The 17,525-nt window shown below is 33.5% G+C and carries 16 protein-coding genes; 7 read left to right on the top strand and 9 right to left on the bottom strand.

Features of this window, described 5'->3' with window-relative positions:
• Nucleotides 1–70 precede the first annotated feature (70 nt).
• From AC1RRQ_RS10375 to AC1RRQ_RS10365, 3 genes are all read right to left on the bottom strand, one after another.
• Nucleotides 71–667: a 3'-5' exonuclease gene (locus AC1RRQ_RS10375; protein ID WP_493022952.1), complete on the bottom strand. Its 597-nt coding sequence runs from the start codon at nt 665–667 to the stop codon at nt 71–73.
• A 3-nt stretch (nt 668–670) separates the two neighbouring features.
• Nucleotides 671–2,584, bottom strand: coding sequence for a DUF294 nucleotidyltransferase-like domain-containing protein (locus AC1RRQ_RS10370; protein WP_493022951.1), 1,914 nt, complete (start codon nt 2,582–2,584; stop codon nt 671–673).
• Between the two features lie 619 nt (nt 2,585–3,203).
• A complete protein-coding gene (locus AC1RRQ_RS10365) occupies nt 3,204–3,623 on the bottom strand; it encodes a hypothetical protein (RefSeq protein ID WP_493022950.1) in 420 nt (139 codons plus the stop codon).
• Between the two features lie 140 nt (nt 3,624–3,763).
• On the opposite strand from AC1RRQ_RS10365, the gene AC1RRQ_RS10360 reads away from it, so the two are divergent.
• Nucleotides 3,764–4,993 (top strand): multidrug effflux MFS transporter, encoded by a 1,230-nt coding sequence (locus AC1RRQ_RS10360; protein WP_493022949.1) that lies wholly within the window; start codon nt 3,764–3,766, stop codon nt 4,991–4,993.
• 256 nt (nt 4,994–5,249) lie between these two features.
• On the opposite strand, the gene AC1RRQ_RS10355 is transcribed toward AC1RRQ_RS10360, so the two are convergent.
• From AC1RRQ_RS10355 to AC1RRQ_RS10340, 4 genes are all read right to left on the bottom strand, one after another.
• Nucleotides 5,250–6,518: an NAD(P)/FAD-dependent oxidoreductase gene (locus AC1RRQ_RS10355; protein ID WP_493022948.1), complete on the bottom strand. Its 1,269-nt coding sequence runs from the start codon at nt 6,516–6,518 to the stop codon at nt 5,250–5,252.
• An 82-nt stretch (nt 6,519–6,600) separates the two neighbouring features.
• On the bottom strand, nt 6,601–7,935 hold the full coding sequence (locus tag AC1RRQ_RS10350; RefSeq protein ID WP_493022947.1) for a DEAD/DEAH box helicase: 1,335 nt from the start codon (nt 7,933–7,935) through the stop codon (nt 6,601–6,603).
• Nucleotides 7,936–8,127: 192 nt separating this feature from the next.
• Nucleotides 8,128–9,666, bottom strand: coding sequence for a DEAD/DEAH box helicase (locus AC1RRQ_RS10345; protein WP_493022946.1), 1,539 nt, complete (start codon nt 9,664–9,666; stop codon nt 8,128–8,130).
• A gap of 108 nt (nt 9,667–9,774) precedes the next feature.
• Nucleotides 9,775–10,308 carry a DUF6155 family protein gene (locus AC1RRQ_RS10340; RefSeq protein WP_493022945.1) on the bottom strand — a complete coding sequence of 178 codons (534 nt, stop codon included), beginning with the start codon at nt 10,306–10,308 and terminating at the stop codon, nt 9,775–9,777.
• A gap of 103 nt (nt 10,309–10,411) precedes the next feature.
• Here AC1RRQ_RS10340 and AC1RRQ_RS10335 point away from each other — a divergent pair, with 103 nt between their 5' ends.
• Both AC1RRQ_RS10335 and AC1RRQ_RS10330 read left to right on the top strand, forming a co-directional pair.
• Nucleotides 10,412–10,705, top strand: a complete 294-nt coding sequence (locus AC1RRQ_RS10335; protein WP_493022944.1) for a DUF3817 domain-containing protein — start codon at nt 10,412–10,414, stop codon at nt 10,703–10,705.
• Nucleotides 10,698–11,957 carry a mechanosensitive ion channel family protein gene (locus AC1RRQ_RS10330; RefSeq protein ID WP_493022943.1) on the top strand — a complete coding sequence of 420 codons (1,260 nt, stop codon included), beginning with the start codon at nt 10,698–10,700 and terminating at the stop codon, nt 11,955–11,957. The genes AC1RRQ_RS10335 and AC1RRQ_RS10330 overlap by 8 nt, the downstream gene beginning before the upstream one ends.
• 108 nt (nt 11,958–12,065) lie before the next feature.
• Here the strand turns inward: AC1RRQ_RS10330 and AC1RRQ_RS10325 are convergent, their stop codons facing one another.
• On the bottom strand, nt 12,066–12,494 hold the full coding sequence (locus AC1RRQ_RS10325) for a hypothetical protein (protein ID WP_493022941.1): 429 nt from the start codon (nt 12,492–12,494) through the stop codon (nt 12,066–12,068).
• A 193-nt stretch (nt 12,495–12,687) separates the two neighbouring features.
• On the opposite strand from AC1RRQ_RS10325, the gene AC1RRQ_RS10320 reads away from it, so the two are divergent.
• The 4 genes from AC1RRQ_RS10320 (at nt 12,688) to AC1RRQ_RS10305 (ending at nt 15,418) form a co-directional block, all read left to right on the top strand.
• A complete protein-coding gene (locus AC1RRQ_RS10320; protein ID WP_493022940.1) occupies nt 12,688–13,095 on the top strand; it encodes a glyoxalase in 408 nt (135 codons plus the stop codon).
• A 22-nt stretch (nt 13,096–13,117) separates the two neighbouring features.
• Entirely contained in the window at nt 13,118–13,687 is a 570-nt protein-coding gene (locus AC1RRQ_RS10315; protein WP_493022939.1) for an ankyrin repeat domain-containing protein, read from the top strand.
• 7 nt (nt 13,688–13,694) lie between these two features.
• On the top strand, nt 13,695–14,273 hold the full coding sequence (locus AC1RRQ_RS10310; protein ID WP_493022938.1) for a Crp/Fnr family transcriptional regulator: 579 nt from the start codon (nt 13,695–13,697) through the stop codon (nt 14,271–14,273).
• A gap of 173 nt (nt 14,274–14,446) precedes the next feature.
• Nucleotides 14,447–15,418: a quinone oxidoreductase family protein gene (locus AC1RRQ_RS10305; protein ID WP_493022937.1), complete on the top strand. Its 972-nt coding sequence runs from the start codon at nt 14,447–14,449 to the stop codon at nt 15,416–15,418.
• Nucleotides 15,419–15,514: 96 nt separating this feature from the next.
• On the opposite strand, the gene AC1RRQ_RS10300 is transcribed toward AC1RRQ_RS10305, so the two are convergent.
• Complete coding sequence (locus AC1RRQ_RS10300; protein WP_493022936.1) at nt 15,515–17,491, bottom strand: alpha-ketoacid dehydrogenase subunit alpha/beta; 1,977 nt, start codon at nt 17,489–17,491, stop codon at nt 15,515–15,517.
• Nucleotides 17,492–17,525 lie beyond the last annotated feature (34 nt).

Below are 17,525 nucleotides of genomic sequence, written 5' to 3'. Positions count from 1 at the left end.
ATTAGCTCATAGTTTGTCATTCCGAGGAATGACAATATCGCGTATAGTTCTTTTTTGTAGATTGTTATGTTTATTTAATCCCTAATCTCGATTTCAATTTCAAAAACAAGAGTCCAATTTTATAAGCATCTTCTGCAGATGAGTTTCTGTCGCTTTTTGGAATTTTGTAAATTTCGCATAAATCGTTTAAAGAGAATTGTTTGTCATTAATATCTGTTAATTTACGGTACATGACATCAATATCCAAAGCTTCATTTTTTAATCGTCCGCAGTCTAATCTTTCTAAAGCGGCGTTTAACATTTCGATATCAAAATTGATATGATGTCCCACTAAAACCGAATTACCAAGGAAATTAATAAAAGCTTCCAAAGCCTCAGCTTCCGGCATTTTGGTCATTTTACTTTCGATGATAAACTCATTAGAAATACCGTTTTCCTCTAAAAATTTATACTGAAGTAAAACAGCTTCAAAATTTTCCTTAATTACAATACTGTCGTCAATAACCGAAAAAGCTCCCAGAGACAAAATCACATCTTTATTAGGGTTCAATCCCGAAGTTTCGGTTGATAAAACCACAAATTTATTGGGTTTTGCTTCTAATTTAGTTAAGTAATCTTTCCAGAATTCCGGATATTCTTTATTGATATTTTTAAGCCAGTCTAGCATATTTTATGAGAATTGTGTCAGTTGAAATTTACTCTTAATAAGTTCCTCAAGGTCTTTCATCGGGGTCAAAGCATTTTTTAACTTCTCTTTGTCTGTTTTAGACATTTCTCTTAAATTGATGTATTGCCCCGAATCGTCATTCTTTAAACCTTCAACAGTTCTGAATTTTGAAAGCGTTAAGAAAGCTTCGGCACAACTTAAATATATTTCGGCGTTTTTAGAATCGGTAATCGCTAATTGTTTGAATCTTAAGTAGGTGTTTTTAATTCCTTTAATATTAGCACTTAAAATTAACAAACGCGCGCTGTCAATTAACGGCATTAAGGCACGGGTTTTAATATCAAATTTTCCTTTTTCCGGACCTTCTTCTTCAACAATGAATTTCTTGAAAAAACTCAAAGGAGAATTTCTCTTTAAAGCATCGTTTCCTAAAAAGTCAAAGAATAAAGTATTGTTTACAGCATTCTTAAAAATAACATTTTCGATCACTTCTTCAATTTTTGGTTCACCAAAAACGATCTCATAATCAAAGAAAATACTGCTTAGGTCATTGCTGTTTTCACCTGGAGTATTCATCCAGCTGTTGTATTGTTTTGTCCAGTCACTCAATGATTTACACCAAAGCATATTGCTTCCCATGTGACCATTTGGACAATATTCATAACCCACTTTTTCCAGAATGGCCGTAGTACGTTTTGCAAGTCTTAAAAAGTAATCTTTTACCTCTCTGTATTTTTCCGGAGCAACATCTTCAAAAATTAAAATACTGTCCTGATCCGTTAATAAAAGCTGTTCTTTTCGGCCTTGACTTCCAATGCTCAACCAGGCAAATCTGGCAGGAGGGGAGCCTAAATCTAAAATAGACAATTCTACCGCACGTTTTATAATAGCCAGATTAATTTCGCTTGCAATATTGCTTACATGAGAAATTGGTATGTTTTTCTGAATCGAATTCTGAATCAAATCAGATAATCGATCACGAATTTGTTTTAAATCTTTTGGAAGCTGAGAACGTTTAATTTCCTTAATTAAAACGCCAGGGTTACTGGCTTGAGCTACAATTAAATCGTGCTCAGAAATAATTCCTTTTACTACAGATTTACTTGTACCGTCTTTGGTTACGCATAAGTGAGAAACGTTGTGTTTTAGCATCAAAAGCTGTGCTTCGGCTAAAGAAACATTTTCAATTACAGTAACAACAGGCGATGACATGATTTTATCAATCGTTTCAGTAATAGGATAACGGCCGGTTGCAATTTTAGACGATAAATCGGCATTGGTAACAATACCAATAGGATGATTTTTTTCGCAAACCACGATATTATCCACCATAGATTCTGTCATTAAAATTGCGACATCTTTTACAATATGATGAGATTCAGTAGTTAACGGAGAGTTATTATAAGCCAGAGACTGTATATATTGAATTTCCGACTGCTGATCGATAAAATTATTATCAGTATCTAATTTTCCGTTAGAGCGAACATTATCTTTTGTATGTCTTGAATTTATGGCAAAACTCTCCAGTAAAAAGTTTAAAACATCCGAATTATTAGCTACAAAAGGTCTGAAAACCGCAATAGGAATAGCATAAACTATACTTTCTTCACGCGCTTTTGCTGTCATCATATAGTTATTTTTGGCAAAAAACGGGCGTAAACCAAAAACATCACCTTCATGACACTTATTAATAATAGTTTCCTCGGCATCAGCAATTGTGGTTAAATTAATAACACCAGAAGCCACGACATAAAAGCTGTCGTGCAAAACATCATTAATTTGAAACAATACTGCATGTTTTTCTAAATTGATAACACGAATATTTGTAGCAATATCTGATAATTCCTGAAAAGTTAAATTATCAAACGGCGGGTATTCTTTTAAAAAATCTGCAATATGCTCAGCAATTGTATTCATATAATTGATAATTTATTTTAAAATATCGAATGTAAAAATAATAAAATAAACTCTTACAATGAAACCAACTTGACGAGAATCTAATTATTTTAAAGAAATGTTAAGATTTACTGAATTCAAGGCTTTAAAATGTTTTTTTTACATTTTAATGTAAGGTTTATTTCTGTTTGATATAGAAAATCAGAAGGAGTATAAGTCTAAATAATTCATTTTGAAGTAGTTTTGTTTATTGCACATCGAAAAGAAGATATAAGAATTTGAAAAAGAATGATTTAGTAGAATCTTTTTCAATAATTTCTATTTTACATAATATAAATTATAGGTCAAAAGTATCTGTATTAAATTAACAGGTTGCCAGGCTTCAATTTTTGTATTTTCTTCACATCTATAGCAATTACTTAGGTTTATCTCTTGTTGAGAAATCGCGTATTTCAAAAAATAATTTATTTTATTTCAAATATGAGATTTACAGTGATTCAAATTTGTATCATTTTATAGCGTTAAATTTTCTCATATTTGAAAAATAAAATTTTCAAATTTCAAATAACGGATTTATACGCATTCAAATAAAAAAGCATCACATAATATGTGATGCTTCAAATTTCTCATATTTGAAAAATTATTTTATTTTTTTCAAATAAACGGATTTTCCGTTAAGCGAAACTTCAATCTGATTTGTTTTCTCCGAGAATGTTGTTCTTAAAACATTTCCTTTAAATATAGAAACATCGCCATAAACTTTTCCGGTTTCGTCTGATACGTATTCAAATATCAATTTTTTATTATCAGGCTCAATTCCTAATTTGTACTTCGAAAATTTAGAAGTTGATAAATCAAATTCTTGCTGCGAGTCGATAATAGTTCCATCAGCATAAAAATTGGTAATTGTTTTGTTTAAAGTTATATCCGGATAAAACTGATTAACTTTTTGTAATAATTCATACTGCGCCGGACTTACGTCTTCTTTTTTTGAGGAAATAGTTTGTGCAAATGATACTGTTGTGAAAATAAGTGCTAATAGTAAAGTGAATTTTTTCATAAAATTTAATTTTTAAGTTAGTGTTTCAAAACATTTTCGAAACGTTATAAAAACCACTTTTGTATAAAAAGTAATTAATACTCCTAACAAGATACTAAATATTTATCTTTGCACGAAATTATAAGCAGTTTTTTAAGAAAATGACAACAAAAAAATACATCAAACTCATCCTTATTTTAGGTTCTCTAACAGCACTTGGTCCTTTTTCAATCGACATGTATTTGCCTGGATTTTCTGGGATTGCCAAAGATTTAAATACTTCTGTGGCTAAAGTTTCGATGAGTTTATCAAGTTATTTTATTGGAATTTCTGCCGGACAATTACTCTACGGACCGTTATTAGACCGTTTTGGACGCAAAAAACCACTATTTATTGGTTTAATGGTCTACATTTTAGCTTCTCTAGGATGTGTTTATGTGGCTGATATTGATCAGTTTATATTATTACGTTTTGTTCAGGCTATCGGAAGTTGTGCTGCTACAGTAGCTTCTGTGGCAATGGTTCGTGATTTGTTTCCTGTAAAAGATATTCCAAAAGTATTTTCTTTGCTGATGTTGGTTTTAGGGCTTTCGCCGATGCTGGCGCCTACAATTGGCGGTTATGTTACCGAAGATTATGGCTGGCACACGGTATTTTTGATCTTAATGTTTATGGGAATTGCTATTCTAATCGCAGCTCAAATTGGTTTGCCAAATAGTTACAAACCAGATACTTCGATATCATTAAAACCAAAACCAATTATTTCGAATTTCTTAAAAGTATTGAAAGAAGCTCAGTTTTATACTTATGCGTTTACGGGAGCAATCGCTTTTTCGGGATTATTTACGTATGTAGCAGCCTCCCCTATCATTTTTATGGATATTTATCATGTCGATGCTAAAACTTACGGATGGATTTTCGCCTTTATGTCGGTTAGTTTTATTGGTTCGAGTCAGTTAAACTCGCTTTTATTGAAGAAATTTTCAAGTGAACAGATGATTTTTGGAGCTTTAATTCTGCAGTCTGTTGTCAGCATTGTTTTTCTTGTACTTTCAATAAACAACTTATTGGGATTGTATGAAACGATAGCGCTTTTGTTCTTGTTTTTAGGCTGCTTGGGAATTTCTAATCCTAATACTGCCGGACTTACAATGGCTCCATTTGCTAAAAATGCAGGAAGTGCTTCGGCTTTAATGGGAGCGATTCAATTAGGTTTAGGATCTTTAGCCTCTTTTGCCGTTGGAATTTTTGTAAAAGATTCTGTAGCGCCAATGGTTCTTATTATGACGGTTACGACCATTATTGCTTTTATAGTTTTAAATATCGGAAAGAAATTTATCAAAAATAAAGTAGAAGTTGCTGTAGATGATGATATTGTGGTTGGGCACTAAGGATTTAATTTTTAAATTCCAAATTCCAAATCTCAAATTCCAAATCTCAAATTCCAAATCTCAAATTCCAAATACCAAATGATGTAAAAATATAACACACAGATTACAAGGATTTGCTTTGCAAAAACACGGATTAAAACAGATTTTCTCATTTTACCTTATCATGACAAACTGTTATAAAAACAAAGGCCAGAATTTATAAATTCTGGCCTTTTTATTGGAATTTGGAATTTGAGAGATTCAAAATTAATTCCCGTTATTCCATTTGTTGTTTTTTATCTGGTCTGATGATCATTCTCAGAGATTGGTCTCTTGCGAAGTAGGCTACCATCCAGTTCCAGAATGTATTTAATCTGTTTCTATACGTGATTAAGGAAATTAAGTGGATAAACAACCAGATTACCCAGGCAAAGAAACCTTTAAAATGCCATTTTGGACTTGGTAAGTCAACCACGGCTTTATTTTTTCCTATGATTGCCATAGAACCTTTGTCATTGTATGCAAATGCCTTTAGCGGTTTATTTTGAGTCATTGCTTTAAAGTTTTTGGCTAAATTTAATCCTTGCTGAATGGCTACCTGCGCCACTTGCGGATGTCCGTCTGGGAAGTTTTTATCTCCGGCAGTAATGGCAGTATCACCAATTGCATAGATATTTTCTAAACCATTTACTTTATTGTATTGATCTGTTGCCATTCTTCGGCCGCGACCGTAACTTTCTTTTGGAATTCCGTCGAAAAGTTTTGCAGAAACTCCGGCCGCCCAAATTAAATTTTTGGTTTTGATGGTATCTCCGTTTTCAAAATATACGGTATCGTCTACATAATCAGTAACGCGGGTATGAAGTTTAACTACAACACCAAGTTTTGTTAATGCTTCGAGTGTATCTTGCTGCGAAGCTTTACTCATTGGAGCCAATAAAGCATCGCCGCCATCGACTAAATAAACGTTGCTGGCAGAAGTTTCTAATTCCGGATATTCTTTTAAAAGAATGTTTTTTCTCATTTCGGCAAACATACCAGAAACTTCCACTCCGGTTGGTCCTCCTCCGGCAACAACGATAGTTAATAATTTACGACGTTTGCGGATATCTTTTGTAATGGCAGCTTTTTCAAGGTTTTTAAGCAATGCATTTCGCATTTCGATGGCATCATTTAAGGTTTTCATCGGAATGGCGTTTTTCATTACGTTTTCCATGCCAAAATAACTAGTTTCGGCACCCGTAGCAAAAACCAGATGATCGTATGTTAATTCGCCGTTATTAAGGATGATTTTATTTTCGGCAGGAACTACAGAAAGTAATTCGCCTAAACGAAACTGCAGGTTCTTTTTGCCGGCAAAAAATTTTCTAAAAGGATAACTAATACTTGAAGGCTCTAAAAAAGCGGTTGCAACCTGATATATAAGAGGCGGAAAAAAGTTATAATTGTTTTTGTCTACAAGCGTTACTTGTATATCTGGATGGTTTACGAGTTCTTTTGCGAGATTAATTCCCGCAAAACCACCTCCTATTATGACTATGTTCATATATGTTGTTTATTAAGTAGGATTATAAAATAATTCCTTATAAATATACAACTTTAATATGCAATGACAATTGTCATATTTACTACTTTTTGAATTTTTTAACAGGTTTTTCTGTGACCTCAATCTTGTTTTGTAAGACGTAATTAGCTAACAATTTTTCTATCAATTCTTCTTTTGTAAGATGATGAAAAACGGTTTTAACTTTTGTTTTTAAGTCGTTCGAAATATCATGGTTTGGTTTTGTTTTGAAGATTTGTTTGGCCCATAAAAGCGTATTATTTTCTTCGATACTCAATGCTGAAGGTTTTTGGAATTTAGTAAATTTAAGTCCCAATTCTCTTTCAAAATCTGCAATTTCAGCCACTTCTTCTTCCTGTAAAACAGTTAACGAAAGTCCTTTTGCTCCAGCTCTGGCTGTTCTTCCGCTTCGGTGAACGTAAGTTTCATAAGCATCTGGTAAATGGTAGTTTACTACATACGAAATTTCTTTTACATCAATTCCTCTTGCAGCTAAATCGGTGGCAACCAAAATATTAATGTGTCCTTCGCGGAATTGCTCCATAATTCTGTCACGAATTCCCTGAGATAAACTTCCGTGAATTGCTCCCGAAGAAAAACGGTTTATAGCCAGATTTTTTGCCAGTTTATTAACCGCAGCTTTGGTTTTACAGAAAATAATTCCGCGTTCTCCGTCTTTTGAATTTAGAAAATGCATCAAAACATCTAACTTTTCAATAGGATCTACTACAATATATTCGTGATCAATTCCTTGGTTTCCAACTGTTTCCATATTGGCGCTTACCTGAACTACATTTTTGTTTAAGTAATTCTGAATCAGCTGTTTTATTGTTCCTGGTAAAGTAGCAGAGAACAATAAAGTGCGGTGTTTTTTAGGAAGTTCGGCAACGATTTCATCCAGGCTTTCTTTTAGAATAGAAACCATTTCATCGGCTTCATCTAAAACCAAATATTGAGTTTGTTTTAAATCAACGGCTTTTCTCTGAATCAAGTCGATTAAACGTCCCGGAGTCGCTACAATAATATGCGTTGGTGATGTAAGACGTTCAATTTGAGGTTTGATTGGAATTCCACCACAAGTTGCAGCAATCGAAATATTTGGAATGTGTTTAGAAAAATCTTCTAAATTTCTGAAAATCTGATGGCCAAGTTCTCTGGTTGGAACTAAAATAACGGCTTGTACAACAGGAGATTCTGTATCGATTAATTGCAGTAAAGGCAGTCCAAAAGCAGCAGTTTTTCCTGTTCCCGTTTTGGCTAAACCAACAACATCGTGGTTTTCAGACAATAAAAGCGGAATTGTTTTTTGTTGAATTTCAGTTGGTTCAACGATGTTTAATTCGCCCAAAGCTTTTAAAATTGGCGCTGAAAGTCCTAATGTTGAGAATTGTTTAGACATGATTTAATTTTAGATTTTTGACTTTAGATTTTAGATTTTGCTAAAATCTGTAAGCGATTTATTTCCCTTTAAAATTATTTAACCATTAAGATATTTGGAATAAATCAAAACATCTTAATGGTTTACTTTATTTAAGATTCCTTAATAAGGAACTTTATGACTTTTAAAACTTTAGACTTTCCTCTAAATTTATCAATCCGGTTCGTTCATGATTTTTTCACGATATTTTTTACCTACTAATAAGGTTAATCTTTGCTTGTAATCGTCAAGAAGCCATTCGCGGTAGTTTTTACTGCATTGGCTTAAACATTTTGCATAACGTTTAATTCGGCATTCGATATCGTCGTCTAATTCTTTAGATAACGCTTTTGCTTCCTGAAGCGTTTCGGTATTATCCACACACATTGCAGCATGTTGTTCCAGCGATTTATCTAAAACAATTTTCGAACGTAAATTTTGTTTGATCGCCAGTTTATGTTCTTCATCAACATCAAAAGTAACATCGGCCGTTTTACTGAATTTTGCTCTTAACTCTGCCGGCATGCTGTATTTAAAGAACATTTCAATTTCGGTATCATCTCTAAGATTCTCCAAATAAAACTCTGGAGATTTAAAAATGTGCTGCCAGTTTACCGGTTCGCTCCATAACCCGAAACGAGCGGCATTGTTTCCTAAATCAATAACTGTAAATTCGTCTTTACCAGGTAATTTACGAGATCCGCGGCCAATCATTTGGTAATATAAAGTAAGTGATTTTGTTGCTCTGTTTAGAATAATAGTTTCTACAGTAGGCTCATCAAATCCAGTTGTTAAAATTCCAACCGAAGTCAAAATAGCATCCGGAGTTTTCTTAAACCATTGTAAAATGTCTTTACGTTCTTCAGAACTGCTTGTATTGTCAAGGTGTCTGATATCGTAACCGGCTTCTCTAAAAGTTTCATATACATATAAGGAAGTATGAATACCGTTATTGAAAATCAAGGTCTTTTTACCCAAAGAACGTTCTGTATAAGCATGAAGCAGTTTTTCCTGCATCATAGAATTGGTATACAAATCATCAGAAGATTTTACCGTATAATCTCCATTGATACCTACTTTTAACGACGTTAATCCAACATCGTAGCTATAAGTAGTTGCTCTGGCCAGGAATCCTTTATCAATCAATGAACCAATAGTATCACCCACAATAAGTTCATCATAACTTTGGTGCATTGGCAGTTTAATATTAGAACTTAACGGTGTTGCCGTAACTCCTAAAATAAAAGCATTTTTGAACGAGTTTAATAATTTTCTAAATGAATTATAATGCGCCTCATCAATAATCACCAAACCAATATTGTCAAGATGCAGTTTCTCGTCATTGATACGGTTTTTTAACGTTTCAACCATTGCCACAAAACAAGAAAACTCATTTTGGTCCGGCAATTCTTTCACCTTACTGTTGATTATTTTGTTGCTTACGCCAAAGCCTTTCAGCATTTTTGATGTTTGCTTACAAAGTTCGATACGGTGTGTTAAAACAACCACTTTTTTGTCATTATTAGATAAATAACGACGCACAATTTCTGAGAAAATTACTGTTTTTCCGCCTCCTGTTGGCAGCTGATACAATAAATGATGTTTTTGAGGAGCATTGTCTAAACGGTCAAAAATGGCGTCAATATCGCCTTTTTGGTATGCATAAAGTTCTTTTTTCTCTTCTCTTTCTATTTCTAAAGTGTTTTGAGACATTGTTTGTTTTTGGATTTTTGCAAAAATACACCGAAAAAACAGTTATTCATCCTATTTTAACCTAAAATAAATGTTTTTTTTAAATAAGATTTTTTATAGGAAGTGCTTTTATAAGTCGATTTTGTCCAGAATTGCTTCAAAATCATGCCTGTTTTTCCATTTTTGCTGCAAAGTTTCTTGATAAACGGATTGAACTCTTGCATTAAATTCAGTCAAAATTCCGTTAGAAATTACAAAATTTACTGCTTGTTCAAACGAATTAAAAATACTTTTGTAAAATAATTCCTGCTTTATGAAATTATTTGACGAATACGTTTGCGCAATTTCGATATTATAAAACATCAAATCGGCAATAATAAACGGATCGACGCCTAACATTATAAAATGTTTGATGATTTTTTGAGCCACAGACCTGCGCATTTTGGCTTTTGGACGCCATCTTGCATTTGGTTTCTTTACAGGGAAGTATTCATGAGAGATTTTTACTTTGCTTTCCTGCAAAAGTTTATCTTCTTTTGGGTTAAAAACAAAATCGTAATAAACTTTTACGGGGCTGAATTTTTCATACAATTCGATAAGCTGTTCTTCGAGCTGTTCTTTGGTTAATTCAGCTAAATATTTTTTTAAATCGCGTTTGCTCATTATCAAAGTTTAAGAATACAAAAGTAAATTACTTTCCTGAGACATAACTTAAAAACCAACCATAATACTTAATTTTGCTTCTATAATTTCAAAAAACATATACATGCTCAAGATTTTTAAAGTTACCGCTATCTTAGAAGGAATCTCATATTTAGTTTTATTTGCCAATATGCTTATTATTAAAACTAACAATCCTGAACTATACCATACCTTATTAAGACCGCTAGGAATGACACACGGAGTGTTATTTATTGGTTATATTATTCTTGCTTTTTTATTGAAAAAATCTCAAAACTGGGATTTAAAAACTTTTGCCATTATACTAATCGCTTCTCTTATTCCGTTTGGAACTTTTTACATCGAGAAAAAATATTTAGAAAATAAAGCAAATGCTTAAACTTTTGGATAAAATATTTAACTTTTTATATCCGCTTTTTAGAGATTGGGGAATGAGCCGCAACTTTGCGTCTTATATCAGTCTTGTCTTTAATATTGCCATTATGGTGGCTCTGGCATTTGGAATTTATTATATTGCAAAATTTGTTTTGGTGACGCTTACGGCCATTTTCGCCCAGCGAACCAAAACGAAGTTTGATGATTATTTAATTCACAATAAAACCACCAAATACACCGCTTATTTAATTCCGTTTTTCTTTATTTACAAAGCTGTTCCCATTATTTTAGATAAATATGAGTACTGGGAATCGCTTTTTGGAAAAATCGTAGGTATTTATATCGTTTTAATCAGTTTATGGATTATTAGAACGATTTTTAATGCTTTACGTGATTACTTAAAACAAAAACCGGAATACAGCGATAAACCTATCGATAGTTTCGTTCAGGTTATTATGATTGTGCTTTGGATTTTTGGAGTTGCGATGATTATTTCAACTTTATTCGGAATCAAAAAAGGCGAATTATTAACCATTTTAGGAACACTTTCGGCTATTATTATCTTGATTTTCAGAGATACCATTTTAGGATTTGTTTCAAGTGTTCAGGTTGCCATAAACGACATGGTTCGTATTGGTGACTGGATTACTATGGATAAATTTGGTGCCGATGGTGATGTAATCGAAATTAATTTGACAACTGTAAAAGTTCGAAATTTCGATAATACGATTACCACGATTCCAACCTATGCTTTGAGTTCAGATTCTTTTCAGAACTGGCGAGGCATGCAGAAATCTGACGGAAGACGTATTAAAAGACACGTTTTAATTAAAAGCAGCAGTATTCGTTTTCTTAATAATGATGATTTAAATCACATGAAAGGAATACAGCTTATTACTTCTTATATCGAAACCCGACAAGCCGAAATTGAAAAATACAATGACCTTCGCGGTATCGATAAATCACTTTTGCTTAACGGCCGTAATATGACCAATTTAGGAATGTTCAGAAAGTATATTATGCAGTATTTACTAGATCATCCAGGGTTGAATAAAAACATGCATATTATGTGCCGTCAGCTGCAATCGACTGCCCATGGAGTTCCGCTGGAAATTTATGTTTTTTCGAGTGATAAGCGCTGGGCGAACTATGAATATATAATGTCGGATATTTTCGATCACGTTATGGCTTCTGTAATCTATTTCGATCTTGAAATATTCGAACTCCCATCACAGATTGGACGTTTGGATAGATAATTTTTTAGTATTCAGTATTCAGTCGCAGTCTCAGTATTCAGTGTACAGTATTCAGTCGCAGTTTACAGTCTCAGTTAAAAACTGAATACTGAGACTGAACACTGAACACTACTTGATAATTTCTTCAAAAACAAACTTTGGATCATTGTAATTCAAAGTTCCCTGAATATAGCAGGGAAGATTCATGTAAGTTCCCACTACTCCATTTCCCAGAATCAGTTTGTTTTCTTTTTTAAGCAAAGCCAAGGGCAGTCTTTTCCAGCTTCCTCCATTCGAAATGAAATGAAAATCGCCTCTCAGTGTATTTCCTTTTATATCGCCTCTTACGTCTCCGGAATCTTTCCCGGTTTTATAATACGAGATTTCATAACGTCCGTAAAAACGTTTATCGCTTATGTTTAAAGCTAAAACAGCCGTGTCTTTATTGTTTACCGCCTGATAGAAAACTTCTTTATAACCATTTTTCTCTTCTTTAGAATTACAAGAAAGGATGGTGATTAAAACTAAAACAAGAAATAGTAAAGATTTTAAATTCATGAATGTGTGTTTTTTAGCCATGTAAGTTATATAAGTTCATTTAAATAAAATTCTTTTTTTGCGTTACTTAGGAATTTTTATTAAAAATACAATCAATTTTAGTGCGTTAAGAGTAAATCTTAAATTATCTTATACAACTTAAATGGTTAAATGGTTTTTGTATTAGATTTTTTTCTAAATTTAAATAAAAAACATGGCAGATAGAGACACTTTTTTAAGAGAATTCAGAGGCGAAACTTTAGGAACCGTAAGTGCTCAATCTTCATCAGATGAGATCTTTCAAAATCAGACTATTAGACCTATTTTGAAGCTTCAGAATGATTTGTTTGTGGCTGTTTTTATGAACTACATAAATAAAAACAAAGCCGATTTTTATTCTTATTCAGTAGAGAAAAAACTACAGACTATTGAAAACTCCATTCAAAAAGATATTAAGTTCCGAAATTCCCTTAAAGGCATCGTAATGGCGCTTTTTACAATTGAAGAATATGAAACCTATATTCAGAATTCATCGAGTTTAAACAAAAGAATGATGAATTTATTAATTGACCGATTGAAAAGTCAGGTGCAATTGTTTGAGGTTGAATCGGATTCGAAGTAGAATTTTTAAATTAAAAGACTTAATGAATAAAATTTTATGTATTTTTTTTCTAATTATTCTCAACTCATGTGATATACATGATAAGGAAAAATGGGATGATGAAAAAGAATACTGGTCTCCACTAATGCATGCTATTTATGATAATGATACTAAGGAATTTATTACTTTAATAAATCAAAATGCAGATGTAAATTTTATTGCCAATGGTAAAAATACTCGTTGGGCCTTAAATGCATTAGATGTTGCTTTGTTTATGAATAATGATATTGCAGTTGAAAATCTGTTAGCAACGGGCAAAATAAACAATCTGAATGATTATATGATTCAAGCTGCAAGTGAAAGCAATGCAAGAAATATTCAAATATTAATTAATCATGGAGCAGATCCAAATACATCTTTAGAAAATGGATATAATGCTTTAATGAGTGCTTCTAGTTTTGGTTCAATTGAAGTCTTAGAATGTTTATTGAAAAATAATGCAAATCCAAATTTGAATAGAGCAATTGATGAAGGGACAGCCTTAAAGTATGCAAAAATGAGTGGTAATTCAGCAAAAGTCAAATTGTTATTAAAATACGGAGCTAAAAAATAGATAATTAATGTTCAGTCAATTCCGAAATAAATTCCCTATAACCGATGAAAAGTGGAATGAATATACGAGTTATTTTAACCGTATTGAAGTCCCGTCGAAAACTGTCCTTATAGAAGAAGGCGAAGTTTCTAAAAAGCTTTTTATAATCGAAAAAGGCTGTATCAGGGTTTGGTTTAATAATAACGGAAAAGATTTGACTTCTCAATTCTTTTTTGAAAATCAAAGCGTGGCTTCTATCGAAAGTTTCATGAAAAAGTTTCCAAGTCCGGTTGTGGTCGAAACAATTGAACCTTCTGTTTTATGGTGGATTCATAAAAAAGATCTGGATATAATTATAGAAGAAATTAAAGAAATTCCAGAGCTTCGGGACAAATTAATCGATATGCTTTTTCAAAGAACATTCGATTATATGAAACACTTTTTTTCTTTCATAAAAGACTCCCCTGCTCAGCGTTATCTTAGTTTAATTGAAGAAAAACCTCAAATTGTACAGCGTGTTCCGCAGCATTATATTGCTTCTTATCTTGGTGTAAGCACAGTTCATTTAAGCCGAATCAAAAGTAAATTAGCACACAAAAATGATTAAAATTCACCTTGTAAGTTATATAAGTTAATTTAAGTTTGGCTCATAATTTCTTATATAACTTATATGGTAAAAAAAAATAAGAACTTAATAATTGCTTTTGTTTCATTTGATAACAAATGTTATCGTCTGCCCTTAAACGGCTGTCTAATTTTGCTTCATAAAATTTAATAATTATGAAAGCAGCAGTAGTTTATACAAAAGGCGAATTGCCAAAATACGCAGAATTTCCAGAACCAATCGCAGCAAATGAAAACGAAGTTTTAATTTCGGTTACAGCCGTTGCGATTACCAACTTAGACAAAGGAATTGCAAGCGGCCAACATTATTCTTCTGAAAACGAGAATCAAAACGGAACTGTAATTGGAAGCGACGGAATTGGTTTACTTGAAAACGGAACAAAAGTCTATGCCCGAGGAATTTCGGGAACAATCGCAGAAAAAGCTTTAGTTGAGAAAAACCGATTGGTTGTATTGCCTGATGGAATCGATGATGCAACGGCAGCGGCAATGCCAAATGCGGTTGCAGGTTCTGCGATGGCACTTCGTTTTAGAGCCGGAATAAAACCCGGAGAAACGGTTTTAATTAATGGGGCAACTGGTTTTACAGGTCAAATGGCCATTCAGATTGCGAAACATTATGGTGCAAAGAAAATAATCGTAACCGGAAGAAACGAAAAAACGCTTGAAAGTCTTTTAGAATTAGGCGCCGATGAAATTGTTTCTTTAAAACAGGATGATGAAAGTTTCGTTTCAAAACTTAAAGAAATCCATCAAAATACACCCATCGATATTGTTTTGGATTATTTATGGGGACATTCGGCAGAGCTTATTCTTTCTGTTTTAAAAGGAAACGGAAATTTCACACCCAAAACGAGATACGTTTCTGTAGGTTCTATGTCGGGCGATATTATTCAATTATCAGCTCAAATTCTGCGAAGCGTTGATCTTCAATTATCCGGATCTGGTTTAGGAAGCTGGACGAAAGAAGAAGTGAAATTATTGTTTTCAGAAATTCTTCCTGAAATGTTTCTTTTGGCTTCTCAAAACAAACTACAAGTAAATATCGAAAAAGTCAATTTAATCGATATTGAAAAAATGTGGAACGCCGAAGTTCCGGATGGGAAAAGACTAGTGGTTGTTGTTTAAAGTCGCTAAGGTTCTAAGGCACTAAGATGCTAAGTTTTTTTTGCTTAGTCATTTTCTTAGTGCCATAGAACCTCAGTATCTTAGTATCTCAGTGCCTTAATAACTTAGCAGCTCAAGCAAAACTTCTTCAAAACGATCTTTTGGCAAAAATTGATCTTCAAGTGCTTTCGTAAACGGAATTGGCGAATCTAAACTTGCCACGCGTTTTACAGGAGCATCTAAATATTGGAAACATTCTTCCATAATTAAAGCCGAAATATCGCTTGCAATACCGCCAAACAAGGTATCTTCTTGGTAAATAATTGCTTTTCCTGTCTTTTTTACCGAAGCAAAAATAGTTTCGGTATCAAGTGGCTGCAGGGTTCTTAAGTCGATTAAATCAGCTTGGATTTCTGGATGTTTTTCTAAAGTTTCTAAAGCCCAGTGAACCGGAGCTCCAAAAGCGATGATTGTAACAGCGGTTCCTTCTTTTAGCAATGCTGCTTTTCCAAACGGAATGGTATAATAATCTGTTGGAACATCTTGGTAAACGCTTCGGTATAATTGTTTATGTTCAAAAAACAAAACCGGATTTGGATCGTTAATCGCTGTATTCAATAAACCTTTTGCGTCATACGGAAATGCCGGATAAACTACTTTTAAACCTGGAGTTTTAGTAAACCAGGCTTCGTTTGTCTGCGAATGAAACGGCCCTGCCTGCGTTCCGCCGCCACAAGGCATACGAACTACTACATCGGCTTTTTCGCCCCAGCGATAATGTGATTTTGCTAATAAATTTACAATTGGGTTAAAACCAGTCGAAACAAAATCAGCAAACTGCATTTCTACAATTGCTTTGTAATTGTTAATCGATAATCCCATTGCAGCCGAAACTACGGCGCTTTCGCAAATTGGCGTATTGCGCACTCGTTCTTTCCCAAAAGCATCAACAAATCCTTCTGTAATTTTAAAAGCTCCGCCATATTCAGCAATGTCCTGCCCCATAATGACTAAGTTTTTATTGCGCCACATCGATTGTTCTAAACCATTTCGGATAGCATCTATAAAACGAATATTTTTTACTTCTTCTCCATGAGTATATTCTTCATATTCAAAGTCTTTATAAACGTCATCTAATTCTCCGCTGTAAGTTGGTTCTATTTCAGGTTCGGCATTTGCCATAGCCCAATTCTCGTCAATTTCCTGCTTAATTTCAGTATGAAGCTGCTCGTCAAGTTCAGCCGTCAGAACTCCAATTTCAGTTAGATATTTTCTATAATTTGCAACCGGATCTTTTGCCTGCCATTCGTCCATTAATTCCTGTGGCACATATTTGGTGCCGCTCGCCTCTTCGTGACCTCGCATTCTAAACGTTTTAAATTCTAATAAAACCGGATGCGGGTTTTTGATCATTTCTTGTTTCAACTGCGATAATTTGTTGTAAACTTCCAAGATATTATTTCCATCAATAATCCAGCTTTCCATGCCGTAACCAATTCCTTTATCGGCTAAATTTTCGCATAAATACTGCTCATTTGTTGGCGTAGAAAGTCCGTAGCCATTGTTCTCAATCACAAACATAACCGGAAGTTTCCAAACCGCAGCAATGTTTAAGGCTTCGTGAAAATCGCCCTCGCTGGTTGCTCCTTCTCCGGTAAAAACGGCTGTAATTTTTTTATTGTTCTGTAGTTTATTGGCTAAGGCAATTCCGTCAGCAATTCCAAGCTGCGGACCCAAATGCGAAATCATCCCAATAATATTGTATTCCTGAGTTCCAAAGTGAAAACTTCTGTCACGGCCTTTAGTAAAACCGTTTGCTTTTCCCTGCCATTGCGAAAAAAGTCGGTGGAGCGGAATATTTCGGGTCGTAAAAACACCCAGATTTCGGTGCATTGGCAATACATATTCAGAGTCGTCTAAAACAGCTGTAACTCCCACAGCAATAGCTTCCTGTCCAATTCCGGAAAACCATTTTGAAACTTTTCCCTGTCGAATCAAAATGAGCATTTTTTCTTCGATCAAACGAGGTTTCAGGATTTTTTTATATAAATCTAGTAATTTTTCATCTGTAAGGTTTTGTCTGTAAAAGATCATTGAGTTAGATAGTTTAGTTTGTATCAAAGATAAA

This window comes from Flavobacterium sp. GW821-FHT12A05, assembly GCF_058807735.1.
This window is presented reverse-complemented; position numbering and strand designations above follow the sequence as displayed.